The sequence below is a fragment of the Cellulomonas sp. McL0606 genome, assembly GCF_058248365.1.
Window position 1 is genome coordinate 3,651,861 of record NZ_CM177779.1, and the last position, 22,219, is coordinate 3,674,079.

The 22,219-nt window shown below is 73.0% G+C and carries 22 protein-coding genes, 3 pseudogenes and 2 riboswitches; of the genes and pseudogenes, 8 read left to right on the forward strand and 17 right to left on the reverse strand.

The genetic code is table 11. From position 1 onward, the window contains the following. Window positions 1-26: 26 nt before the first annotated feature. Window positions 27-141: riboswitch (SAM riboswitch) on the reverse strand. 117 nt (window positions 142-258) lie between these two features. Next, window positions 259-372: riboswitch (SAM riboswitch) on the forward strand. A gap of 41 nt (window positions 373-413) precedes the next feature. The 3 genes from AC38ZX_RS18575 to AC38ZX_RS18585 are packed head-to-tail and all read left to right on the forward strand — an operon-like array spanning window position 414 to window position 2,748. Then, window positions 414-833, forward strand: coding sequence for a rhodanese-like domain-containing protein (locus AC38ZX_RS18575; RefSeq protein ID WP_491295448.1), 420 nt, complete (start codon window positions 414-416; stop codon window positions 831-833). After that, entirely contained in the window at window positions 830-2,089 is a 1,260-nt protein-coding gene (locus AC38ZX_RS18580; RefSeq protein ID WP_426593265.1) for an O-succinylhomoserine sulfhydrylase, read from the forward strand. Before AC38ZX_RS18575 ends, AC38ZX_RS18580 begins: the two co-directional genes overlap by 4 nt. A gap of 35 nt (window positions 2,090-2,124) precedes the next feature. Then, window positions 2,125-2,748: a DUF1345 domain-containing protein gene (locus tag AC38ZX_RS18585; RefSeq protein ID WP_426593266.1), complete on the forward strand. Its 624-nt coding sequence runs from the start codon at window positions 2,125-2,127 to the stop codon at window positions 2,746-2,748. Between the two features lie 323 nt (window positions 2,749-3,071). Here AC38ZX_RS18585 and AC38ZX_RS18590 read toward each other — a convergent pair whose 3' ends face one another. The 11 genes and pseudogenes from AC38ZX_RS18590 to AC38ZX_RS18640 all read right to left on the reverse strand — a co-directional run bounded on the left by AC38ZX_RS18590 (window position 3,072) and on the right by AC38ZX_RS18640 (window position 11,886). Further along, window positions 3,072-3,869, reverse strand: coding sequence for a DUF1684 domain-containing protein (locus AC38ZX_RS18590; protein WP_491295449.1), 798 nt, complete (start codon window positions 3,867-3,869; stop codon window positions 3,072-3,074). After that, complete coding sequence (locus AC38ZX_RS18595; protein WP_491295450.1) at window positions 3,869-4,234, reverse strand: hypothetical protein; 366 nt, start codon at window positions 4,232-4,234, stop codon at window positions 3,869-3,871. The genes AC38ZX_RS18590 and AC38ZX_RS18595 overlap by 1 nt, the downstream gene beginning before the upstream one ends. Then, complete coding sequence (locus AC38ZX_RS18600; protein ID WP_491295451.1) at window positions 4,153-5,250, reverse strand: NtaA/DmoA family FMN-dependent monooxygenase; 1,098 nt, start codon at window positions 5,248-5,250, stop codon at window positions 4,153-4,155. The genes AC38ZX_RS18595 and AC38ZX_RS18600 overlap by 82 nt, the downstream gene beginning before the upstream one ends. Beyond that, a complete protein-coding gene (locus AC38ZX_RS18605) occupies window positions 5,247-6,329 on the reverse strand; it encodes an LLM class flavin-dependent oxidoreductase (protein ID WP_491295452.1) in 1,083 nt (360 codons plus the stop codon). The genes AC38ZX_RS18600 and AC38ZX_RS18605 overlap by 4 nt, the downstream gene beginning before the upstream one ends. 74 nt (window positions 6,330-6,403) lie before the next feature. After that, window positions 6,404-7,357 carry a GNAT family N-acetyltransferase gene (locus AC38ZX_RS18610; RefSeq protein ID WP_491295453.1) on the reverse strand — a complete coding sequence of 318 codons (954 nt, stop codon included), beginning with the start codon at window positions 7,355-7,357 and terminating at the stop codon, window positions 6,404-6,406. Between the two features lie 10 nt (window positions 7,358-7,367). After that, window positions 7,368-8,063 (reverse strand): phosphoribosylformylglycinamidine synthase subunit PurQ, encoded by a 696-nt coding sequence (gene purQ, locus AC38ZX_RS18615; RefSeq protein WP_491295454.1) that lies wholly within the window; start codon window positions 8,061-8,063, stop codon window positions 7,368-7,370. Further along, on the reverse strand, window positions 8,060-8,329 hold the full coding sequence (gene purS / locus AC38ZX_RS18620) for a phosphoribosylformylglycinamidine synthase subunit PurS (RefSeq protein WP_491295455.1): 270 nt from the start codon (window positions 8,327-8,329) through the stop codon (window positions 8,060-8,062). The genes purQ and purS overlap by 4 nt, the downstream gene beginning before the upstream one ends. 178 nt (window positions 8,330-8,507) lie before the next feature. Next, a complete protein-coding gene (locus AC38ZX_RS18625; RefSeq protein WP_491295456.1) occupies window positions 8,508-9,545 on the reverse strand; it encodes a zinc-dependent alcohol dehydrogenase family protein in 1,038 nt (345 codons plus the stop codon). A 2-nt stretch (window positions 9,546-9,547) separates the two neighbouring features. Beyond that, on the reverse strand, window positions 9,548-10,450 hold the full coding sequence (locus tag AC38ZX_RS18630) for an amidohydrolase family protein (protein ID WP_491295457.1): 903 nt from the start codon (window positions 10,448-10,450) through the stop codon (window positions 9,548-9,550). Between the two features lie 52 nt (window positions 10,451-10,502). Beyond that, a pseudogene (locus AC38ZX_RS18635) lies at window positions 10,503-10,994 on the reverse strand (amidohydrolase family protein); the annotation flags it as partial. A 4-nt stretch (window positions 10,995-10,998) separates the two neighbouring features. Then, window positions 10,999-11,886 carry a phosphoribosylaminoimidazolesuccinocarboxamide synthase gene (locus tag AC38ZX_RS18640; RefSeq protein ID WP_426593276.1) on the reverse strand — a complete coding sequence of 296 codons (888 nt, stop codon included), beginning with the start codon at window positions 11,884-11,886 and terminating at the stop codon, window positions 10,999-11,001. A gap of 127 nt (window positions 11,887-12,013) precedes the next feature. Here AC38ZX_RS18640 and AC38ZX_RS18645 point away from each other — a divergent pair, with 127 nt between their 5' ends. Continuing rightward, window positions 12,014-12,697: a hypothetical protein gene (locus tag AC38ZX_RS18645; RefSeq protein WP_426593277.1), complete on the forward strand. Its 684-nt coding sequence runs from the start codon at window positions 12,014-12,016 to the stop codon at window positions 12,695-12,697. A 3-nt stretch (window positions 12,698-12,700) separates the two neighbouring features. On the opposite strand, the gene AC38ZX_RS18650 is transcribed toward AC38ZX_RS18645, so the two are convergent. After that, a complete protein-coding gene (locus AC38ZX_RS18650; RefSeq protein WP_426593278.1) occupies window positions 12,701-13,102 on the reverse strand; it encodes a hypothetical protein in 402 nt (133 codons plus the stop codon). A gap of 18 nt (window positions 13,103-13,120) precedes the next feature. On the opposite strand from AC38ZX_RS18650, the gene AC38ZX_RS18655 reads away from it, so the two are divergent. After that, the gene (locus tag AC38ZX_RS18655; RefSeq protein ID WP_426593279.1) at window positions 13,121-13,636 is read left to right on the forward strand and encodes a P-loop nucleotide/nucleoside kinase family protein; all 516 of its coding nucleotides are present in this window, start codon (window positions 13,121-13,123) and stop codon (window positions 13,634-13,636) included. On the opposite strand, the gene purD is transcribed toward AC38ZX_RS18655, so the two are convergent. Continuing rightward, complete coding sequence (gene purD, locus AC38ZX_RS18660) at window positions 13,633-14,904, reverse strand: phosphoribosylamine--glycine ligase (protein ID WP_426593280.1); 1,272 nt, start codon at window positions 14,902-14,904, stop codon at window positions 13,633-13,635. The genes AC38ZX_RS18655 and purD overlap by 4 nt on opposite strands. Window positions 14,905-14,915: 11 nt before the next feature. Then, on the reverse strand, window positions 14,916-15,539 hold the full coding sequence (locus AC38ZX_RS18665; protein ID WP_426593281.1) for a helix-turn-helix domain-containing protein: 624 nt from the start codon (window positions 15,537-15,539) through the stop codon (window positions 14,916-14,918). 66 nt (window positions 15,540-15,605) lie between these two features. On the opposite strand from AC38ZX_RS18665, the gene AC38ZX_RS18670 reads away from it, so the two are divergent. Then, complete coding sequence (locus AC38ZX_RS18670) at window positions 15,606-16,853, forward strand: MFS transporter (protein ID WP_491295458.1); 1,248 nt, start codon at window positions 15,606-15,608, stop codon at window positions 16,851-16,853. A gap of 136 nt (window positions 16,854-16,989) precedes the next feature. Next, a pseudogene (locus AC38ZX_RS18675) lies at window positions 16,990-17,450 on the forward strand (GNAT family N-acetyltransferase). Here AC38ZX_RS18675 and AC38ZX_RS18680 read toward each other — a convergent pair. Further along, a complete protein-coding gene (locus AC38ZX_RS18680; protein ID WP_426593283.1) occupies window positions 17,443-18,729 on the reverse strand; it encodes an adenylosuccinate synthase in 1,287 nt (428 codons plus the stop codon). The pseudogene AC38ZX_RS18675 and the gene AC38ZX_RS18680 sit on opposite strands and share 8 nt — an antisense overlap. A gap of 193 nt (window positions 18,730-18,922) precedes the next feature. Further along, entirely contained in the window at window positions 18,923-19,351 is a 429-nt protein-coding gene (locus AC38ZX_RS18685; RefSeq protein WP_491295459.1) for a DUF3151 domain-containing protein, read from the reverse strand. Window positions 19,352-19,492: 141 nt separating this feature from the next. Here AC38ZX_RS18685 and AC38ZX_RS18690 point away from each other — a divergent pair, with 141 nt between their 5' ends. Further along, window positions 19,493-19,864 (forward strand): STAS domain-containing protein, encoded by a 372-nt coding sequence (locus tag AC38ZX_RS18690; protein WP_426593285.1) that lies wholly within the window; start codon window positions 19,493-19,495, stop codon window positions 19,862-19,864. Between the two features lie 161 nt (window positions 19,865-20,025). Here AC38ZX_RS18690 and AC38ZX_RS18695 read toward each other — a convergent pair. Beyond that, window positions 20,026-22,014, reverse strand: a pseudogene (locus tag AC38ZX_RS18695) (ATP-binding SpoIIE family protein phosphatase); the annotation flags it as partial. Window positions 22,015-22,219 lie beyond the last annotated feature (205 nt).

The window sequence follows — 22,219 nt, forward strand, 5'->3', positions numbered from 1 at the left end:
GACAAAGGGGGCAACCACGACGGTGGACCCCGCGCTTGCCGAGCCCCGGACGGAGCACGGCCAGGTCGTCACCCGGGGCACCCCACCGCGGAGGAGGGTTGCCGGCCAGCGAGCCGGGGCTTGACGCTGGCGCTCATGACCTGAGAAGAGGGTCCCCGCACCCCCGCGGGACTGTCAACGTCCGGGACGGATCGTCTCGGATCGCAAGACCTCGATTCCACCAGTTGGATTCCACGGATCGCCGCACTAACATCACCGGCACCATCCAGAGCGGCCGAGAGATCTGGCTCGACGACGCCGCAGCAACCCGCGAGCACGCTGTCGACCACCGGCAGCCTCGGACGAGGGTGCTACCGCCAGGACCGATGGAGGTATCGCACCGTGAACGCCACCACCCATGAGACGGGGCCCGCATGAGGCACGCCGGTGACCTGACCCCCCAGCAGGCCTGGGAACTGCTCACGTCCGACCAGAGCGCGCTGCTGGTCGACGTGCGCACCGACGCCGAGTGGGCCTACGTGGGCATCCCGGACGCCGCCGCGATCGACGGCCGCTCCGCACTGGTCGAGTGGGTGACCTATCCGTCGGGACGCCCGAACCCCCAGTTCCTCAAGCAGCTGGGCCAGCTCGGGCTGGCGTCCGGCGACGGTCGGCCGATCGTGTTCCTGTGCCGGTCGGGCGTGCGCTCGATCGCGGCCGCGAACGCCGCGACGGCCGCCGGGCTCGGCCCCGCCTACAACGTGCTCGAGGGTTTCGAGGGCGACGTGGGCGCGGACGGCCACCGCGGGCACTCGGGCTGGCGCGCCGCCGGCCTGCCCTGGCGCCAGCGATGAGCGCGGCTCGCGTGCCGGGTCCCGGCGACTGGGACGAGAAGCGCGTCGAGCGCAGCACGCTGCGCCCCGACACGCTCGCCGTGCGCGGCGGGCTGGTGCGGTCGCAGTTCCAGGAGATGTCCGAGGCGCTGTTCCTGACGCAGGGCTACGTCTACGACAACGGCGCACAGGCCGAGTCCGCCTTCGCCGGTGAGTACGACCGGTTCCTGTACTCGCGGTACAACAACCCGACGGTCTCCACGTTCGAGGAGCGGCTGCGGCTGCTCGACGGGGCCGAGGCGGCCTACGCCACCGCGAGCGGGATGTCCGCGGTCTTCACCGCGCTGGCAGCCGTGGCCCGGTCGGGCTCACGCATCGTGGCGGCCCGGGCGCTGTTCGGCTCGACGGTCGTGCTCTTCGACGAGGTCCTGGCGAAGTGGGGCGTCACCACCGACTACGTCGACGGGCACGTGCTCTCGCAGTGGGAGGCCGCGCTGTCGACGCCTGCCGACGTGGTGTTCTTCGAGACGCCGTCCAACCCGATGCAGGACCTTGTCGACATCGAGGCGGTCTCGCGGCTCGCGCACGCCGCCGGGGCCCTGGTCATCGTCGACAACGTGTTCGCGACACCCGTCCTGTCGCGGCCGCTCGACCTCGGCGCCGACGTGGTCGTCTACTCGGCGACCAAGCACATCGACGGTCAGGGCCGCGTGCTCGGCGGCGCGATCCTGGGTTCCGAGGAGTACATCCACGGCCCGGTGCAGACGATGATCCGCAACACCGGACCGTCGATGTCGGCGTTCAACGCGTGGGTGCTGCTCAAGGGGCTGGAGACGCTCTCGCTGCGGGTCCGCCACCAGACGGCGTCGGCCCTGCGCCTGGCGACCTGGCTCGAGGCGCAGCCCGGGGTCTCGCAGGTCCGCTACCCCTACCTCCCCTCGCACCCGCAGCACGCGCTCGCGCTGACGCAGCAGAGCGGCGGCGGCACGGTCGTGACGTTCAACCTCGCGGTGCCGGCGGACGCGTCCGCAGAGGTGGCCAAGAAGGCCACGTTCGGGGTGGTCGACGCGCTTCGGATCGTCGACATCTCGAACAACCTGGGCGACGCGAAGTCGATCATCACGCACCCCGCCACGACGACGCACCGCAAGCTCGGTGCGGACGGGCGTGCGGCCGTGGGGATCGCCGAGTCCACGCTGCGGTTCTCGGTGGGCCTCGAGGACCCCGAGGACCTCATCGACGACCTCACACAGGCGCTGGACACACTCGCGACCTGACGCCGAATCGGTCGGCCGGCCGGGACACTGTCGACATGGTCAACCGACGCGTCGTGGTGTCCCCGGCGGTCCGCCTGCTCGTCGGGCTGGTGCTGGGCATCGGCGTGGGGATAGTGGTCAGCTGGTCGTCGGTGCTCGCGGCGCTGCTGGCGGGGTGGGCGACGATCGCCGCCGTGTTCGTCGTCTGGACCTGGATCGCCTGCGCGCCCATGGGTCCCGACGAGACCGCGTCCCACGCGACCCGGGAGGAGCCGACGCGGTTCGTGTCGCACCTCGTCGTGATCGCCGCCGCCCTGGTGACGCTCGCCGGTGTGATCTCGCTGCTGGTCAGCGGTGCGATCGGCCAGCTCCTGCCGACCATCGCGATCATGACGAGCGTCCTGGCGTCCTGGGCCGCGATCCACACGGTCTTCGCGCTGCGGTACGCCCGGATGTACCTGACCGACGGCGCCGGCGGCATCGACTTCCATCAGAAGGAAGCGCCTCAGTACACCGACTTCGCGTACGTGGCGGTGACCGTCGGGATGAGCTTCGCGATCTCGGACACCGACCTGGGCTCGTCGCAGATGCGCCGGACGGCGCTGGTGCACGCGCTGCTCAGCTACCTGTTCGGGACCGTCATCATCGCGCTGCTGGTGAACCTCGTCGCGTCCATGTGAGGCTGGGCCGATGGACTCCGAGTTCGACGCCATCGCCGTGGACCTCGTCGCGCGCGGGGCGACCCTCGGCCAGATGATGGGCCATCCGATGCTCAAGGTCGGGTCGTCGATGTTCGCCGCGTTCACGGGCGACGGGCACCTCGCGGTCAAGCTTCGGGCGGTCCACCGCCGAGCACGCCGACGCGCTCGCGCTGCCGGGCGCCCGGTTGTGGGCGCCCGGCGGCGGAGCGCGGGTGTTCTACGACTGGGTCTCGCTGCCGCCCGACCAGGAGGACCAGTGGATGCGGTTCGCGGAGGCCGGCCGGTTGTTGGTCAGCCGCTGATCAGCGCACCCACTGCTCGCCGGCCTCGACAGCGACCGTCAGCACGTTCTCGGCGGGCGGCACCGGGCAGGTGGCGAACTCGGTCAGGCCGCACGGCAGGTTGCTCGCGCGGTTGAAGTCGAGGGCGACCGTCCCGTCGCCCCGGAGCGGTCCGAGCGCGAGCGTGCGCGAGGCCGGGTAGGTGGTCACACCGCTCGTCGCGTCGCGGAACAGGACCGACAGCCTGCGGGCGCCACCGTCGAACACGAGGAGCGACTGCGGCACGCCGGAGACCTCGAACCGCACGGTGCCGACCGCGGCGTGGTGGTGCTCCAGGCCCTCGACGACGGCGCCGGTGGTCACCGTCCGTGGCGCGTCGAACGCCTCGAACGCGCCCCTGACCAGCCACTTCTCGTCCGGTGCGTACGCCGGGATCCCCGTGAACGCCGCCAGCTGCGGCGCACGCGGGTCGTGCACGCGGATGATCACGTGCGCGGTGCGACGCGCCACCTCGAGGATGAGGTCGCCGGACCGCACGTTCAGGCCCGGGCCGCCCTCGACCGGGTCGAGGGTCGCGACGCCGTCGACCACGTCGCCGCCGGGCACCACGAGGCCGTCGGTCGCGACCGCCTCGATCGTGACCGCGGAGCCGGGCGCCGCGGTCCAGCGGCCCGGGAACTCGTCGAACGTCTGGGCCTGGGCGGTGAGCCAGTGCAGCGCCGTGATGGCGACCCAGCCGTGCGGCTGGGCGAAGTAGGCCTCGCGGGACGCGTGCCACGTCTCCCAGTCGGCGGTGAAGGTGTCGGTGAGCACGGTCATCAGCGGTTCCTCTCGGTCAGGACGGGGTCGAGCGTGCGGCCGAACGCGTCCGCCGCGAGCAGGCCGAGGTTCTCCCGGAGGGTGGAGGCCTCGTAGGACGTGCGGAACGAGCCCCGCTCCTGCAGGAGAGGGACCACCTTCGCAACGAACTCGTCCAGACCGTGCGGCGTCAGGTGCGGCACGAGGATGAACCCGTCGGAGGCGTCCTCCTGCACGTAGCGGTCGATCTGTTCGGCCACGTGCTCGGGCGTCCCGACGAAGTTCGACCGGCCCAGGACCGTGATCACGAGCTCGCGGATCGACAGCCCCTTCGCCTCGGACAGCTCGCGCCACTGCGTCGCGACCGCGATCGGGTCCTTGAACATGCTGGCCCGGCCGTTCGTGATGGAGGGCGCGTCGACCAGCGGATCGATCGTCGGCAGCGGGCCGTCGACGTCGTACCCGGACAGGTCCCGGTTCCACAGCTGCTCCACGAACGCGCGGGCGACGGACGGGCGGACCGTCTGCAGGTTGCAGTCCGGAGTCGCTCCTCGGCCTCGGCCGTGGTGTCGCCCAGCACGAACGACGAGCCCGGCAGGATCAGCAGGTCCTCGCGCCGGCGCCCGTACCGGGCGAGACGCCCCTTCACGTCCGCGTAGAACGTCTTGCCGTCCTCGAGCTCGGTGTGCCGGGAGAAGACCGCGTCCGCCACCTGTGCCGCGAGCTCGCGGCCGCCGTCGGAGTCGCCCGCCTGGATGATGACCGGGTGGCCCTGCGGCGGTCGCGGGAGCGTCGGGGTGGCCTCGATGTCGACCAGCCGACCCGTCGTGCGGACGGTGCCCAGCGACCCCGGCCGCGCGAAGCTCTCGCCCTCGTCGACGATGGCGTACGGCGCCCAGGCGTCCCACAGTGCGCGCGCGGCCTCCACGACCTCCCGGGCCCGCTCGTACCGGTCGGGGTAGGCCAGGTACCCGCCCCGGCGGAAGTTCGCGCCGTGGAAGGCGTCCGACGAGGTCACGACGTTCCACGCGGCGCGGCCGGCGGACAGGTGGTCCAGCGTCGCGAACTGTCGGGCCAGCGCGTACGGGTCGTTGAAGGTCGCGTTGATGGTGCCGGCGAGGCCCACGTGCGTGGTCACCCCGGCGAGGGCGGCGAGCACCGCGTAGGTGTCCGGGCGGCCCACGACGTCCTGGTCGACCAGCTGCCCGCGGTGCTCGCGCAGCCGCAGCCCCTCGGCCAGGAACACGAAGTCGAAGAGCCCGCGCTCGGCGGTGGCGGCCAGGTGCCGGAACGACGCGAACGCCGACTGCGTGTCCGGTCGGTGGCTCGGGTCGGTCCAGACGGTGTGGTGGTTGACGCCCGGGAAGTGGGCGCCCAGGTGGATCTGCTTCTTGGCGGTCATCGGGCGTCCTTCAGCGGGTGGCGGCGTAGCGGCTGGTCGGGCGGGGCAGGCCGAGGGTCTCGCGCAGCGTGCTGTGCTTCGCGACGAGGGGCAGGAGACCCTCCAGCAGGGCGGCGTCCCCCGCGACCGGACGGACGGTCACCCCGTCGGCCAGGTCTGCGAGCGCGGTCAGCTCGGTCGCGACGGTCACGGGTCCCCCGACGACGACGCCGTCCCAGGACCATGGCTCGAACGCGTCGAGGGCGGCGCGACGCTCCGCCGCGACCCGGTCGGTCGGTGCGACGAGCACGTCGACGTCGAGCAGCACGGTCACCGTGTCGGGCACGACGGCCCGGACCGCGGCGGCGGCCTCGGGCGTTCGGACCCGGATGACGTCGGCGCGCCGCGAGGCGACGGCGAGCTTCGTGCGGGTCGTCGCCCCGGATCACGACGACCGGCCGACCCTGCGGCGACCGTGGCGTGATCGAGGCGCCGTGCACCGAGAAGAACTCGCCGGTGAACTCGATCGCGTGGACCTTGGCGCGGTCGATGTACCGGTCGCCCTCCGCGTCGAGGATGATCGCGTCGTCCTCCCAGTTGTCCCACAGCCGTTCGAGCACCTCGATGGTGTCGTCCGCCTCGCGCCACAGGGCGGGCAGCTCACGCGGCACCCGCTCGTCGTAGCGCAGCGCCTCGGTGCCCGACCGCGGCTCGACGGCCGAGGTGGCGACGGCGACCTGCACCGCTCCCCGTCCGAGGCTGACGTGGTCGAGGGTCTGGATCTCCTTGCCGACGTGGAACGGCTCCCGGTAGGTCACGGGGACCACCGGGGCGAGACCGATGCCGCTGGTCGTCGGGCCCAGCAGGGCCGCGACCCCGACGGCGTCGAGGCTCCCGACGAAGCGGCCCGGGCGCTCGACCGGGGGCGCCGACGAGTCGTCGACGAAGACGATGGACGCGCCCACCCGTTCGGCGGCATGCGCGCGGTCGAGCCAGTGTCGGGCCGTGAACGCGCGGGCGGCGTCCTCGGCGGGGAGGCGCCAGGCGGCGGGGTGCAGACCGGCGGGCGTGAGCTCGACGGCGAGATGGAACGTGGTCATGGGCGCAGACCGTAGGGCCGATCCGCCGGTTGACCAGGGGTTGGTGGGAAAGTCCCGCGATGCGAGACGGCTGCTCAGAGGACCTTTCCGAAGAGCAGCGAGAGCAAGTCGTCGGTGTACGGGCCGAACGGCACGATCGGCCGGTAACCCGCCGACAGGTACAGGGTGACGGCCTCCGGCTGCCGGATGCCGGTCTGCAGCACCACGCTGGTCAGGCCCGCCGCTCGCGCGTCGTCCTCGATGGCGATCAGCAGCGCGCGGGCGGCACCGGCCCCGCGGGCCGCGTCGTCGACCCAGACCTTCTTGAGCTCGCCGGAGCCTTCGGGGTACCCCTCGCGAGCCGCTCGCAGCGAGGCGCAGCCGACGGGCACGCCGTCCAGGTCGGCGACCACCGAGCTGATGGTGCCGATCCCCTGCCGCGGGTCGTCGGCCGGGAAGCCGCCCGGCGTGGCCTCGACGATCTCCGGGTACCGGACCTCGATGTCGAGCCACATGGCGTACCGCAGCGCGACGGCGTCGGCGTCGTCCCAGGCGACCCGACGCAGCGTAAGCCTCCCGGGGTGCTTCGCGCCCGAGCGACGAGGCTCCGCGTGCAGGTCCTTGGCGAAGCACCGCGAGGACGTCTCGGCGGCGTACGGACCGAAGTTCGGGATCGAGCGGTACCCGGCCAGCTGGTAGAGGGCGAGGGCACCGACCTGCAGGACACCCGTCTCCAGGACCAGCCGCCGGAACCCCTTCTCCGACGCGACCCGTTCGAAGTCGGCGAGCACCTCTCGCGCCAGGCCGCGGCCGCGCGCCCGCGGGACGACGTACATCCGCTTCAGCTCCCCGACGCCCTCGCCGAGGTCCCGGACCGCCCCGCACGCCACGGGCTGGTCGCCGTCCCGCAGCAGGACCAGCGCGGCGATGTGCTCGCCGGTCAGGTCGTGCTCGATGTCGTCCTCGCCGTACAGGTCGCGCAGCTCTGCCTGCTGGGCGTCGCGCAGCCGGGTGGCCGCCGGGTCGTCCCAGTCGACGAGGCTCAGCACGCGGTCCGTCTCAGCCGACGAGGGTGGTCAGGACCGAGGTGAAGAAGCGCAGCCCGTCGACACCCGTGCGCGGCCCCTGGGCGCCGTCGGGACCGAAGCCCGGCTCGACTGCGTGCTCGGGGTGCGGCATGAGACCGACGACGTTGCCCGCGGCGTTCGAGATGCCGGCGATGCCTCGTCGCGACCCGTTCGGGTTCCAGCCCTGGTAGCGGAAGACCACGCGGCCCTCGCCCTCGAGCTCGTCGAGCGTGTGCTCGTCGGCGACGTACTGGCCGTCCTGGTTCTTCAGAGGGATCGTGATGTGCTCGCCGACCGCGTAGTCGCGGGTCCACGCGGTGTCGACGTTGTCGACGGAGAGCGTCTGCTCGCGGCAGACGAAGTGCAGGTGGTCGTTCTTGATCATCGATCCGGGCAGCAGGTGCGCCTCGGTGAGGACCTGGAAGCCGTTGCAGATGCCGAGGACCGGGAGGCCCTTGTTCGCGGCGTCGACGATCTCGCCCATGACCGGCGCGAACCGGCTGATGGCGCCCGCGCGCAGGTAGTCGCCGTAGGAGAAGCCGCCGGGCAGTACCACCGCGTCGACCCCGTGCAGGTCGGCGTCGGCGTGCCAGAGGCTCACCGCCTCGGCGCCGGCGAGGCGGACCGCCCGCGCGGCGTCGCGATCGTCGAGCGTGCCGGGGAACGTGACGACACCTACACGAGTCACAGCGCGGGGCCCTGCTCTTCGGTGTCCTCGTAGACCGCGACCACGTCCTCGATGACCGGGTTGGACAGCACCTGCTCGCCCGCAGCACGCGCCGCCGCGAGGATCTCGTCGGTCACCTGCCCGTCGACCTCGAGCTCGAACCGCTTGCCCTGACGGACGGACGCGAACTGCCCGAACCCGAGCCGCGGCAGCGCGCCGGCGACGGCCTTGCCCTGCGGGTCGAGGATCTCGGGCTTCGGCATGACATCGACGACGACTCGTCCCACGAAAGGGCTCCAGGTGTTCGCGCGGCGGTGGGGGGTCGCGGCGATTCTAGCGAGTCGTCGGACGGGCTCCGTTCCCGTGTCCATCGCAGATCGTCGGAGATCTCGTGGACAGGCCGGACGCTGCCGTGCCGCGGCTCCTGGGGGCGCTCGCTCATCCGCGCGACGGGCTGGACGAGCCTCACGGCACGATGACGGTCATCCCCGGGCCGCCGGTGCCCGTGCCGAGTGCGGCGAGGGCGGCGGGGGCCTCGTCCAGACCGATCGTGCGACCGACCAGGCGGGACGGGTCCAGCGCACCCGCGGCGATCCGCGCGAGCATCGCGGGGTACTCGTGGGCCGCCATGCCGTGGCTGCCGTACAGCTGAGCTTCCCAGGCGATCACGCGACCCATGGGCAGGGCCGCAGCGGCGTCGGGGCCCAGCAGGAGGCCGACCTGGACGTGCCGCCCGCGCCGCCGCAGCGACAGGATCGAGGCCGTCGCCGTCGCGGTGCTTCCGAGGGCGTCGATCGAGACGTGGGCGCCGCCGGCCGTGACCGACCGGATGGCCGCGACCGGGTCGGTCGACGCGTCGACGACCACGGTGGCGCCCAGCGCGAGGGCGGCCTCGCGGGCCGCCGGGTCGACGTCCGTCGCGACGACCTGAGCGCCGCCGGCGACCGCGATCATGACCGCGGACAGCCCGACGCCGCCGCAGCCGTGCACGGCGACCCAGTCGCCTTCGCCGACGCGGCCGTGCACCGTGAGGGCGCGGTACGCGGTCGCGAACCGACAGCCGAGACCCGCGGCTATGACCGGCGACATGCCCTCCGGCAGCCGCACGAGGTTCGCGTCGGCGTGGTGCAGCGCGACGAGCTCGGCGTAGGAGCCGTCGTCCGTGAAGCCCGGCTGACGCTGGCGCTCGCACACCTGCTGCTCGCCCGCGAGGCAGGCCGCGCAGGAGCCGCAGGCGCAGACGAACGGCACGGTCACGGCGTCGCCGACGGCCCACCGCCGGACGCCGGGCCCCACAGTGACGACCACGCCGGCCAGCTCGTGCCCTGGGACGCGCGGGAGCATGACGTCCGCGTCGTGCCCCTGCCACGCGTGCCAGTCGCTGCGGCACACGCCGGTGGCCGAGACCCGCAGGACGACCCCGTCGTCGGGACAGGCCGGCGCGGGCACGTCGTCGCGGACGGTCGGCGGGACGCCGAACTTCTCGATCACGACTGCCCGCATGGTCACAGAGTCTGGTGCGTCCAGCGCCCGGCCACGAGCGTCCCGGCCACCGGGAGCCCGCGCAGCGGGGCGGTCAGCGGGTCGGCGTCGAGGACCACGAGGTCCGCCGGCGCGCCGACCGACGGCGCGAGCTCGCGCCCGTCGACCGACGAGGTCAACGCGACGCGTCGGTCGAGCGCCTGCTCGGGATGCCACGGCGTCCGGCCGTCGCGGGAGCGGGTGACGGCCGCGTCCAGCGCGACCCACGGGTCGAGGGGCGCCACGGGGGCGTCGGAGCCGAGAGCGAGCCGGACCCCGGCCCGGTCCAGGTCGGCCAGGCGGAACGACCGGTCGGTGCGCCCGGCCCAGTGCAGGTCCGCGACGTCGCGGTCGTCCATGGCGTGCTCGGGCTGCACGCTCGCGGTGACACCGAGCGCGGCGAACCGCTCGACGGCCGACGCCGACAGGAGCTGGGCGTGCTCGATCGACCCGGCGGCGCCGGACGCGGCGAACGCGTCCAGCGCGAGGTCGTTCGCCGCGTCGCCGATCGCGTGGATCGCGCACCGCAGGCCGTGCCGGGTGGCGTGCGCCATCAGCGGCACCAGCCGGTCGGGCGCCACCGACAGGACGCCGTGCGAGACGGTCCCGGGGTAGGGGTCGTGACAGTAGGCGGTGCGGGTGTTCAGCGAACCGTCAGTGATGACCTTCAGCGGCCCCTGCTCGACCAGCGCTCCGACGCGGTCGAACGTGTGCAGGTCCTCGCGCACCACGCGGTCGAGGTAGTCCTCCCAGACACCGGCCCGCACCCGCAGGTTCAGCGGCCGGGCCGCCACCCGACGACGCCAGACGTCGAGGTTGTCGGCGATCTCGTAGTCGACGACGCCGACGACACCGCGGGCCGCGGCCGCGAGCGTGGCGTCGTGCACGAGTCTCGTCGGCGACGGCGTCCGGCACGTGGTCGACCGCCCCCGAGATCGACAGCCACTCGGACTCGCGCAGCAGCCCGGTCGGGTGGGCGGCGGCGCCGAGGAAGCGCAGGCCGGCGCTCGACACCCAGGCGCAGTGCAGGTCGCCCGAGGCGAGGACCACGGGCACGTCCCCGACGACCTCGTCGAGCAGCGCGGACGTCGGGGCGTCGGGCCACAGGCCGTCCCGGAACCCGAACCCGACGAGCGCCGTCCCGGCGGGCGGTGGTGCCTCGGCCAGGCGCGTCTCGACGAGCGCGACCGCGTGGGCGGCGGAGGACGCCGCGGACACGTCGAGACGTCGGCGGCCCAGCGCCCACTGGGTCAGGTGCACGTGCGCGTCCCAGAGGCCGGACATCAGCCAGCGACCGTCGAGGTCGACGGCCTCGGCGCCGGGGACGTCCACGGCGGGTCCGACCGCCGCGACGCGGCCGTCGCGCAGCAGGACGTCGACCGTGGCCGGGCCCGCTCCTACGAGGCGCGCGGAGCGCAGGACGGTCGGCATGCCGCTACAGAGCCAGCGCGGTCCCGGTGAGCCGCTCGAAGGCCTCGAGGTACCGGTCGCGCGTGCGCCGGACGACGTCCTGCGGAAGCACCGGCGGCGGCGCGTCCGAGCGGCGGTCCCACCCGGACGCGGGCGAGGTGAGCCAGTCGCGGACGAACTGCTTGTCGAAGCTCGGCTGCGCGTGCCCGGGCTCCCAGGCGTCGGCGGGCCAGAAGCGCGAGGAGTCGGGCGTCAGCACCTCGTCGCCGAGGGTGATCGCACCGGAGACCGGGTCGGTGCCGAACTCGAGCTTGGTGTCGGCGAGGATCACGCCCTTCGCCCGCGCGATCCGCTCGGCCCGCGCGTAGACGGCGAGCGTGAGGTCACGCAGGGCCTCGGCGGCGTCGAGGCCGACCGTTTCGGCGACGGCCGAGAACGGCACGTTCTCGTCGTGGTCGCCCAAGGCGGCCTTGGTGGCGGGCGTGAAGATCGGCGACGGCAGCCGCGAGCCGTCCACGAGACCGGGCGGCAGCTCGATCCCGGTGACCTGCCCGGAGGCCTCGTACTCGGCCAGGCCCGACCCGGTCAGGTACCCGCGCACGACGCACTCGACGGGGAACATCTCGAGCCGTCGGCAGATCATCGCGCGGCCGGTCACCTCGGTCGGGACGTCGGTCGAGACCACGTGGTTGGGCACCAGGTCGGCCAGCTGCTCGAACCACCACAGGCTCAGCGCGGTGAGCACGATCCCCTTGCCCGGGATGCCGGGGCTGAGCACGTGGTCGTAGGCCGAGACCCGGTCGCTGGCGACGACGAGCACGACGTCACCGAGGTCGGACGGGCTGGTCGGGACGTACAGGTCCCGGACCTTGCCGGAGTACGTGTGGGTCCACCCGGGCAGCTCAGCAGTCACGCGGACAAGTGTGGCGTACTCACCGCCGGTCACCCTAACGGCCCATCACGGACGACCGGCTGGATGCCGTTCCGAGAGGATGCGCTGCGCGAGGTCGTCCGGGGTCGTCGTCGGTCTCGTCGGGGCCATGCTGCTCGTCTCGGCCTGCGCGGCCCAGCCCGGCGGCGCTCCGGCACCGCCCCCGCTGCCCGGCATGACCCCGGTCCCCGTAGCCGAGCTGGTCGACGCCGGGTCATCGGGGCTCACCCTGAACGCCGACCAGGTCGAGGCGGCGCTGCTCGCGCCGACCGACGTGCCAGCCGGCTGGACGCAGCCGGTCAACACGAACGACTCGAACGAGGCCGGGGAGCGGCTCGACTCTGCGACGTTCGAACCGGCCAGCTGCCGGGACCTCGCCACAGCCGACAGCCCGACCGCGAGCGACGTGACCGACAGCACCCGGTTCATCACCACCGACCAGCACCTCGTGATCGAGCTGGTCACGTCCTGGCACGACGACGCGGCGACCAGGACCATCGACACGGTTCATGCCTACGTGGCCGGCTGCCCCACGTTCACGGTCACCGACTCGGTCGTGACGATGACGGAGCACCTCAGCGAGACGCCGGGGCCAGAGCTGGGTGAGCAGAGCGTGGCTCTCCATTCGTACGCCACGGTCGGTGGGCAGACCGCGGCAGAGTCCCACCAGGTCGTCGTGATCGTCGGGCGCGTCTCGGTCACGATCATCGCCACCGGCCGCACCTTGATAGACGAGGCCGTGCTCGACCAGCTCGTCGCGACCGCCGTGGCCAAGGTCCGGGCCGCCGGCTGACGGCTACAGCAGGTCGGCGCCGCCCTCGAGACCGTCGGGGATCGGCAGCCCGACCAGCCGCACGAGCCGTTCGACCGTCTCCTCGACGAACGTGTCCGCGGGCTCGTCGACGTGCTCCTCGGCCAGCAGGCGCCGCACGTGCTTGGCCTCGACGTCCACGGCACCCACCAGCAGCGCCCACTCGGCGAACGCCTCCGCCTCGGCGGCGAGGTCGACCGGCGCCGACTCGGCCGGGTCGTCGAAGAAGTCCCGTGGCTGGAAGCCCAGGTAGAAGCGACCCAGACCCTCGGGTGCCGGGGCGTACTCCACGTCGGCGATGTCGCCGTCGCGCACCTCGATCCGGAGGCTCGGCGTGATCGCCGGGTCGCCGCCCCACGCGCCGCTGCCGTACACGAATTCGCCCATGAGGCGATACTGCCCCACATGACACGCCCGCCCCTGCTCGTGGTCCTCGGCGGGTTGCCAGGAACCGGGAAGACGACGCTCGCCCGACTCCTGGCTCGGGACCTCGGCGCCGTGCACCTGCGGATCGACACGATCGAGCAGGCCGTCGTGCAGTCGTCCCTCGGCGTGGACGCGGCCGCCGAGGTCGGCTACACGGCCGCCGCCGGCATCGCCCGCGACAACCTGGCCCTCGGGCTGGCCGTGGTCGCCGACTGCGTGAACCCGGTGGCGGAGAGCCAGGCGGGCTGGCACGCGGTAGCGCGCGAGACCTGCGCGACCCTCGTCGAGCTGCTGCTCGTGTGCTCCGACCCGGCCGAGCACCGGCGCAGGGTCGAGGAGCGCGTCGCGGACATCCCGGGGCACGTCCAGCCGGCCTGGGTGGACGTCTCGACGAGCGCGCTGGCGCCCTGGCCTGGGGCCACCGTGATCGACTCCGCCGGCCGCGACCCCGCCGAGGTGGCGCGGGACGCGCGCCGGGTGATCGACGGCCGCTAGACCAGGGGGCCGTCGCCGGCCGAGGCCGCGATGTCGTTGCGGTGGTGCGCGTGCGGCAGGTCGATCTGGTTCACCCCTGCGTAGGCCGCCGCCCTTGCCAGGGCAAGGTTCGATCCGACGCCGACGACGGAGAGCACGCGGCCACCCGAGGACACGAGGTGCCGGTCGTCGTCAGTGGCCGTCCCGGCGTGCAGGACGTGCACGCCCGGCAGGGCCTCGGCGTCCTCGATCCCCGTGATCGGTTGGCCCGAGCGGACTGCGCCGGGGTAGCCGCCCGAGGCGATCACGACGGTCACCGCAGAGGCGTCGCGCCACTCCAGCGACGGCAGCGCGCCCAGCGTGCCCGTCGCCGCGGCATACAGGACGCCCCCGAGCGGCGTGGCCAGACGCGGCAGGACCACCTGCGTCTCGGGGTCGCCGAAGCGCGCGTTGAACTCGACGACCCGCAGGCCCTTGCTCGTCATGGCGAGGCCGACGTAGAGCACCCCGGCGAACGGCGTGCCGCGGCGGGCCATCTCGGCGATCGTCGGTCGGGCGACGCGGGCCATGACCTCGTCGACGAGGTCCAGGGGCGCCCACGGCAGCGGTGAGTACGCACCCATGCCGCCCGTGTTGGGTCCCTCGTCGCCGTCGCGCACGCGCTTGAAGTCCTGCGCGGGCACGAGCGGCACCGCGTCCACGCCGTCGGACAGGACGAACAGCGAGATCTCCGGGCCGTCGAGGTAGTCCTCGATGACCACGCGGCTGCCGGGCTTGGCCAGGCACTCCGCGGCGTGCGCGAGGGCCTCGGCGCGGTCGTTCGTGACGACGACCCCCTTGCCTGCGGCCAACCCGTCGTCCTTGACCACGTACGGCGCCCCGAAGGCGTCGAGGCCGGCCGACGCCTCGTCGATCGTCGTCGCGACCCGGGGTTCGGCGGTCGGGACGCCCGCGGCGGCCATGACGTCCTTGGCGAACGCCTTGGAGCCCTCGAGCTGCGCGGCCGCGGCCGACGGGCCGAACGCGGCGATCCCCGCGGCGCGCACGGCGTCCGCGACCCCGGCGACCAGCGGGGCCTCGGGCCCGACGACGACGAGGTCGGCGCCTACCCGGCGCGCGAGGTCGGCGACCGCGTTGCCGTCGAGCTGGTCGACCGGGTGCAGCTGCGCAAGCGCGCCGATCCCCGGGTTGCCTGGGGCGGCGTGCAGCTCGGTCACCGTGGGGTCGAGGGAGAGCGCGCGCACCAGGGCGTGCTCACGGGCGCCGGTGCCGACGACGAGGATCTTCACGGGGGGTGAGCCTACCGAGCCCCGGCGGGCTGTTCGTCGTCGAGCGGCAGCGGCAGCGCGTCGAGGTAGACCCGGATCCGTCGACGACCCGCGGTGTCCCCCGCCTCGCGCAGGGCCTTGGCCCGGTCGAGGTGCGTGCTCATGACGGTCTGCATCTCCAGCACCAGGTCGTGCAGCTCGGCCGCGGTGAGGTCGGCCGTGGAGCGGTCCATCAACGACGCCGCCAGCCACGCAGGGTCGTCCTCGGGGGTGCTCAGCCAGCGGTTCAGCACCTGGGCGCGCTCCGCGACGACCCCCTGGACCAGCGCCCGCGCGGCGAGCGACGTGCCCGGGTCGGTCAGCATCTCGCGGCCGTCGATGCTGAACCCGACCGCGCGCCACCACCGGTCGCGGCCTCGCGGGTGCGCCGGGTCGTCCTCGACGAACCCGTGGCGCTCCAGCTGGCGCAGGTGGTAGCTGGTCTGCCCGCTGCTCTCGCCGAGGTGCCGTCCGAGCTGGCTGGCCGTGGCCGAACCGTGCTCGGACAGGTAGTTGTACATCGCCATGCGCAGCGGATGCGCAAAGGCCTTGAGCGCCTCGGGACCGATCGCAGGCTCGCGGAAGAGCGGTTGGCGCTCGGTGTTGCCGTCTGTCATTCGCAGAGATACCTTTGCAGAGTTGTCTTTGCAGAACAATCTCTTCGATCGTAGCGGGAGCAGTGCATGGCCGAACCCCTGGGTCGCCGGTTCACCGCCCACCTGACGGCGACCGCGCTGGCCAACCTCGGCGACGGCATCGTGCAGACCGGCGTCCCGCTCTACGCCCTGACGCTCACGCGCTCCCCCGGCCTCATCGCGCTCCTGACGGCCGCCGCTTGGCTCCCCTGGCTGCTGCTCGGGCTCGCCGCGGGCGTCGTCGTGGACCGCACCGATCGCCGACGGACCGAGCTGATCGGCCTCGGGGCCCGCGCCGTCCTGTTCGGGGCGGCGGTCGCGATCATGCTCACCGGCTACATGTCGATGGCCGCGCTCACCGTGCTCGTGCTGGCCTACGGCGTCACCGACGTGTTCGTGGACCTCGCAGCGTCCGCGCTGGTCCCGGACCTCGTGCCGCGCTCGCGCCTGGAGGCCGCCAACGGGCGCACGCTGGCCGCGCAGCAGGTAGCCGCGGCGTTCGTCGGCGCCCCCGTAGCCGGTGCCGTGCTCGCGCTCGGTGCGGGTTGGGTGTTCGGGCTGCCGGCCGCACTCGCCGTCGGGGCCCTCGCCCTCGTCGCCACCCGGGTTCCCGGGCGGTACCGGCACGCGGCCGCGGTCCGGGAGCACGCGCTGGTCGAGGTGCGCGAGGGCGTGCGGTTCCTCGTCCACCACCCCGTGCTCCGACCGCTGCTCGTCGCGGGGTCGGTGATGAACATGGCGAGCGCGGCCTACTTCGCGGTCTTCGTGCTCTGGATGGTCGGGCCGGGCTCGCACGTGGGGCTGACGCCGTCGCAGTACCCGCTGGTCATCGCCTTCCTGGCGGCCGGTGCGGTGCTGGGGTCGGTGCTCGCGGAGGCGATCGGCCGGCACGTCACCGAGGTCCGCCTGCTGCTGGGGTGCTGGACGATCAACACGCTCCTGCTGCTCGTCCCGGTACTCGCCCCGAACGTCGGTGCCATCGCCGTCGCGTTCCTCGCCCTGGGGTTCACCAACACGATCGGCAACGTGCTCTCGCAGGCGATGCGTCAGCGGATGGTGGCGCCCGGAATGCTCGGCCGCGTCACCGGCGCCAGCCGCACGCTCGGCTACGGGCTCATGCCGCTCGGCGCCCTGCTCGGCGGCTTCGTGGCCGAGCAGCGGGGGCTGCCCACCGTGTTCGTCGGCGCCACCGCTCTGTGCGCGCTGGCGGTCGCCTACCCGATCACGGTGGTCCGCCAGGACATGCTCGCGGACCTCGAGCTCCCCGTGGAGCACAAGGATCCCGCCACCGTCTGAGCATCGGCATACTGACCGCGTGCCCCGGCTCACCCGACCCGCGATCCCACTCGGCAGCATCCGGCGCCTGACGCAGCCTGTGCTCGACACCGACCGGCTCGCGCTCCGGCCGTGGCGGGCGTCGGATGCCGCGACCGTGGCTTCCGCCTACTCGGATCCCGACATCAGGCGGTGGCACGACCGGTCGATGAGCCTCGACGAGGCCGCCGTGTGGGTGGCGTCCTGGGCGGGCCGGTGGGACGACGAGACCGGCGCGGGCTGGGCGATCACGGTCGACGACGAGCCGCTCGGCCAGATCAGCCTCCGGTCGTTCGACCTGGACGAGGGCGCGTCCGAGCCTCGTACTGGGTGCTGCCGGCCGCGCGTGGCCCCGCGCTCGCGACCACCGCCGTCCGCAAGGTCGCGGCGTGGGGCTTCGACGTGATCGGCCTGCATCGCGTCGAGATCCTCCACTCGGTGGGCAACCCCGCATCGTGCGCCGTGGCCACGCGCGCCGGGTTCCGGCTCGAGGGCACCAAGCGCGGGGACGGCCTCCACGCGGACGGCTGGCACGACATGCACCTGCACGCCCGCGTGGCGAGCGACCCCGTCAGCTGAGCAGCTCGTGGCGGATGATCGTGGCCTCGCGGCCGGGGCCGACGCCGATCGAGCTGATCCGTGCGCCCGAGATCTCCTCGAGCCGCAGCAGGTACCGCTGGGCGTTGACCGGAAGGTCGTCGAACTCGCGGGCCTGCGAGATGTCCTCGGTCCAACCGTCGAGGTACTCGTAGATCGGCGTCGCGTGGTGGAAGTCCGACTGGTCGTCGGGCATCTCGTCGAAACGCCGGCCGTTGACGTCGTAAGCCACAGCGACCGGGATCTTGTCCTTGCCGGTCAGCACGTCGAGCTTGGTGACGACGAGGTCCGTCAGGCCGTTGATGCGGCTGGCGTAGCGGACCACGACGGCGTCGTACCAGCCGCAGCGGCGCGGGCGGCCCGTGGTCGTGCCGAACTCGCCGCCGGTCTGCCGCAGCCACTCGCCGTCGGCGTCGAGCAGCTCGGTGGGGAACGGGCCCTCGCCCACGCGCGTCGTGTACGCCTTCGCGACGGCGACCACGCGGTCGATCCTCGTCGGGCCGACCCCCGAGCCCGTGCAGGCTCCGCCGGCCGTCGCGGACGACGACGTCACGAACGGGTAGGTGCCGTGGTCGATGTCGAGCATCGTGGCCTGGCCGGCCTCGAAGACCACCGTCTTGCCCTGGTCGAGCGCCGTGTTGAGCAGCAGCGGGGTGTCACCGACCAGCGGCTTGAGGCGGTCGGCGTGCCGCAGCAGGTCCTCGAGGGTCTCGTCGACGGTGATCGCGCGGCGGTTGTACACCTTGACCAGCAGGTGGTTCTTCTGGTCGAGCGCGCCCTCGATCTTCTCCGTGAGGATCTTCTCGTCGAACAGGTCCTGGACGCGGATGCCGACGCGGTTGATCTTGTCGGAGTACGCCGGGCCGATGCCGCGACCGGTCGTGCCGATGCGCCGCTTGCCCAGGAACCGCTCGGTGACCTTGTCGAGCGTGCGGTTGTACGGGGCGATGACGTGCGCGGCCGACGAGACGACCAGCGACGACGTGTCGTGACCGCGCGCCTCGATGGCGTCGATCTCCTGGAACAGCACGTCGATGTCGACGACGACACCGTTGCCGATCACCGGGACGACGCCCGGCGACAGGATGCCCGACGGCAGCAGGTGCAGCGCGTACTTCTCGCCGTTGATCACCACGGTGTGCCCGGCGTTGTTGCCGCCGTTGAACTTCACCACGATGTCGGTGCGCGCACCGAGCTGGTCGGTCGCCTTGCCCTTGCCCTCGTCGCCCCACTGGGCACCGAGCACCACGACGGCCGGCATACGGATCAACTCCCACCTGCCTGTGCTGCGGGTGGCACGGCGGAGACCACGTCAGTCTGCTTCGACGCGGCGCTTGCACGGGACCCGGGCACCGGGCGACAGGGACCCAGTACCTCCGAGAGGGTACCGGACCGTCAAGAACTGGTCATGTCCAGTCCGCCGGCTGACCCGATCGGTCGGAAGGTCCGGGCGCTCAGCGGAGGGCGGCGACCTCGTCGTCGGACGTGCCGCAGTCGACCAGGAACTGCAGGCAGCGCTCGGACTCCTCGGACTCCTCGATAGCCTCGGCGGCCTCCGCCAGCGCGAGCAGGGCACGCAGGAAGCCCTGGTTGGGCTGGTGGTCGACCGGGACCGGACCACGCCCGCGCCAGCCGGCGCGGCGCAGTGCGTCCAGGCCACGGTGGTAGCCCGTCCGGGCGTAGGCGTAGGCCGCCACCGGGTCACCCTCGTCGGCGAGCGCGTGCTCGGCCAGCAGGGCCCAGAGCAGTGACGACGCCGGGGCGGCCGGCACGGCCTCGTGCGGGCTGGAACCCGAGGTCAGCGCGTCGCGGGCGTCCGCGTCCGCACCGTCCGCGGGGAGGAGCGTGGGCGCGGGTCCGTCCAGCAGGTTCTCGTGGCTCATGCGGTCAGTCTCCCATTCCGGGTGCGTGCGCGAGGGACCGCGATTACAGTCGACCCGCCGACCTGGACCAGCGTTCGGCATGCAGGGCATCACCTCCAGCGCGCACCCCTCGCACGCTGCCTCCCGACGACGGGCGGACCGATGATCGAGATCTCGACATCCTCCACGACGACGACCCTCACGGTCGCCGGCGACCTCGACCTGGCCGAACGCGACCAGTTCCCGGAGATCGCCGCGCGCGTGGTCGGGCTGCGGCACCAGCTGCTCGTGGTCGACATGTGCGAGGTCAGCTTCATGGACTCGACCGGGGCCGCGTTCCTCATCAGCCTCGCCGACTCCAACCGCAAGCGCGGCGGCGCGACGGTCCTGCGCGGCGCCGACCAGCGGGACCTGTTCGTCATCGAGATCTGCGGGGCGCTGGACCTGTTCCGGATCGACTCCGACCACCACTGCGAGAACGGGTCGAACGACTCCGGCTTCCGCCGCCCGGACGGCGCCTCGACCCCGGCCTGACGTCCTGGCCCCCCGCGGCTGCCGTCAGGACGAGGGCGGGAGCGGTGCGGGGCGGACCTTGGCCCACACGGCTTGCCGCCGCGCGACTGTCGCCAACCCCAGTCGGCCAGCCGTTCCACGATCTGCATGCCGAACCCGCCCACCCGCCCGGGATGCCCGTCGGTGGCCACCGGCGGGGTCGGGTTGGCGTCCTCGACCTCGATGCGCAGGCCGTCGCCGGTGTCGTACAGCTGCAGGGAGACGTGACCGTAGCCGTGCAGCACCGCGTTGGCGACGAGCTCCGAGACCACCAGCTCGGCGTTAGCCGAGTCGGGGATGCCCCACGCCTGGCAGGTCCGCACGACCGCGTGCCGGGCGCGCCCGATCGACGCGGGCTCGCTGGGCAGCGACCACCGGCGGCGCCGAGGGCTGCGGACCTGTGACGAGCTGTCCTGCGCCGACGGGACACGCACGACGACGACGGCGACATCGTCCTCGGGGTGGTCGGCCAGCCGGGACAGCAGCTCCTCGCCCACCCCGGCGGCGTCGCGCGCGGTGATCCCGGCGGCCACCGAGGAGAGCGCAGCGAGCCCGTCGCGAAGCCCGCGGTCACGCCGTTCGATCAGGCCGTCGGTGTAGTAGAGCAGCACGTCACCGGGTCGCAGCCGGGCGGAACCCGTGGTCCGCGGCTTGCCGCCGAACCCGATGAGCGCGCCGGATGCGTCGTCCAGCGCCGTCACCGCGCCGTCGCGGACGAGGAGCGCCGGCAGGTGGCCGGCCCGCGAGTAGTGCATCTCCCAGGACCCGTCGGACCGCGTCAGGGTGGACAGGACGAGACCGGCAGGGCGAGGGACGCGCATGCCGGCGACCAGCTGGTCGACTCGCTCGAGCACCGGCCCCGGGGCCGTGATGTCGAACATGTACGAGCGGACCACCGACCGCAGCTGGCCCATGGCGGCGGCCGCCTCGACGTCGTGCCCGACAACGTCGCCGATCACCACGCCGACCACGTCGGTGGACACCTGGAGGACGTCGTACCAGTCCCCGCCCACCTGCGCGTTCTCGGAGTTGGGCGCGTAGTACGTCCACACGTCCAGGCCGTCGACCTCCGCCTGCTCAGGCAGCATCGCCCGTTGCAAGGTCTCGGCCAGCCGGTGCTCGCGCTCGTAGAGGCGGGCGTTGTCCACGACCAGGCCGACGCGTCGGGCCGTCAGCTCCAGCACGGTCCGCGCCTGCGGTTCGAGCCCGCGCAGGCCCCCCACGACGAGGACGACGAGGACCCCGAGCACGCGACGACGTCCGGGCAGGGGGAAGACGACCACCCCTCCGTCCTGCGGCAGCGGGGCGTGGTCGTCGTCGGCCGAGAGCGACTCCAGCTGGTCGACGACGTGCCGGGCGAGCCAGTCAGAGGCGCTGCCCGCCGCGTAGGAGCCGTCCACGGCGAGGTCGAACGGTCGGTCGTTCTGGCCGTCGAGGAGCAGCTGGACCGCGTCGTGCCCGCGCGGCCGCAGCACGTTGCGGTGCCGGGGACCTCGACCGGTCAGCACCTGCCCCGACACGATCCCGTCGGTCGGCCGCAAGCCGCCGTCGTCGAGGTAGAACTGCGCCCAGCGGACCACCGACCGCCGCAGGATCGCCGCGATCTCGCGCAGCGCGTGCGGGTCGTCGACGTCCATCAGCAGGTCGGACACCTGCGCGATGAGGCCGAGGCTGCGCCGCTCGCGACGCTCGGCCTCGACCAGGGCGGCCTGCTCGGCGTCGTGCGTGAGCTGGTCGGTGAGGTCCTGCAGGGCGACCACCCAGTGCGTGAGCGCGTCCGCCGACCGCACCGGAGAGAGCACCGCGCGGCACGCGAGCATCGACCCGTCGGCCCGGCGCAGCGTGAGCGTCTGCGAGATCTCCCGGCCGGCGGCGATCGCCGCCCGGATCTCGCCGACGTCCGGTGGCGCCAGCGCGGAGTCCCCGATGACGGCCTCCTGGCGACGCCGGGCCTCGGTGAGGCCGTAACCCGTGACCTTCTCGAACGCCTCGTTGACCCAGACCACCGGCAGGCCCGGCTCGGCCGCGTCCAGTAGCGCGATCGGCACGGCGGTCGCCCGCAGTGCCCGCTCGCGCAGGTCGGCGAGCGCGCGATCGGGTATCGCAGGCTCGGGGGGATTGACCACCACCACCTCCGATCGTCTAGCGTTCCGGTCAGGTCGGTCGTCGAGAACGCGGCGTCTGTCCGGATGCCCGACACCGAAGGAGCGCCGTGCGCGACGGTAACAGCACGATCCCCGACGGGCCTGCGGAGGCCTCCGGCCCAGGGATCGCGGGCGAGCCGGGCGCGGTGCACGTCATCGTCGGCGCCGAATCGACGCGCATCGTGCTGTCGGG

Coding starts and splice junctions, on each gene's coding strand:
- AC38ZX_RS18575 (WP_491295448.1), top strand. CDS start 414: ATGAGGCACGCCGGTGACCTGACCCCCCAGCAGGCCTGGGAACTGCTC.
- AC38ZX_RS18580 (WP_426593265.1), top strand. CDS start 830: ATGAGCGCGGCTCGCGTGCCGGGTCCCGGCGACTGGGACGAGAAGCGC.
- AC38ZX_RS18585 (WP_426593266.1), top strand. CDS start 2,125: ATGGTCAACCGACGCGTCGTGGTGTCCCCGGCGGTCCGCCTGCTCGTC.
- AC38ZX_RS18590 (WP_491295449.1), bottom strand. CDS start 3,869: ATGACCGTGCTCACCGACACCTTCACCGCCGACTGGGAGACGTGGCAC.
- AC38ZX_RS18595 (WP_491295450.1), bottom strand. CDS start 4,234: ATGTTCAAGGACCCGATCGCGGTCGCGACGCAGTGGCGCGAGCTGTCC.
- AC38ZX_RS18600 (WP_491295451.1), bottom strand. CDS start 5,250: ATGACCGCCAAGAAGCAGATCCACCTGGGCGCCCACTTCCCGGGCGTC.
- AC38ZX_RS18605 (WP_491295452.1), bottom strand. CDS start 6,329: ATGACCACGTTCCATCTCGCCGTCGAGCTCACGCCCGCCGGTCTGCAC.
- AC38ZX_RS18625 (WP_491295456.1), bottom strand. CDS start 9,545: ATGCGGGCAGTCGTGATCGAGAAGTTCGGCGTCCCGCCGACCGTCCGC.
- AC38ZX_RS18645 (WP_426593277.1), top strand. CDS start 12,014: ATGCTGCTCGTCTCGGCCTGCGCGGCCCAGCCCGGCGGCGCTCCGGCA.
- AC38ZX_RS18650 (WP_426593278.1), bottom strand. CDS start 13,102: ATGGGCGAATTCGTGTACGGCAGCGGCGCGTGGGGCGGCGACCCGGCG.
- AC38ZX_RS18655 (WP_426593279.1), top strand. CDS start 13,121: ATGACACGCCCGCCCCTGCTCGTGGTCCTCGGCGGGTTGCCAGGAACC.
- AC38ZX_RS18665 (WP_426593281.1), bottom strand. CDS start 15,539: ATGACAGACGGCAACACCGAGCGCCAACCGCTCTTCCGCGAGCCTGCG.
- AC38ZX_RS18670 (WP_491295458.1), top strand. CDS start 15,606: ATGGCCGAACCCCTGGGTCGCCGGTTCACCGCCCACCTGACGGCGACC.
- AC38ZX_RS18680 (WP_426593283.1), bottom strand. CDS start 18,729: ATGCCGGCCGTCGTGGTGCTCGGTGCCCAGTGGGGCGACGAGGGCAAG.
- AC38ZX_RS18685 (WP_491295459.1), bottom strand. CDS start 19,351: ATGAGCCACGAGAACCTGCTGGACGGACCCGCGCCCACGCTCCTCCCC.
- AC38ZX_RS18690 (WP_426593285.1), top strand. CDS start 19,493: ATGATCGAGATCTCGACATCCTCCACGACGACGACCCTCACGGTCGCC.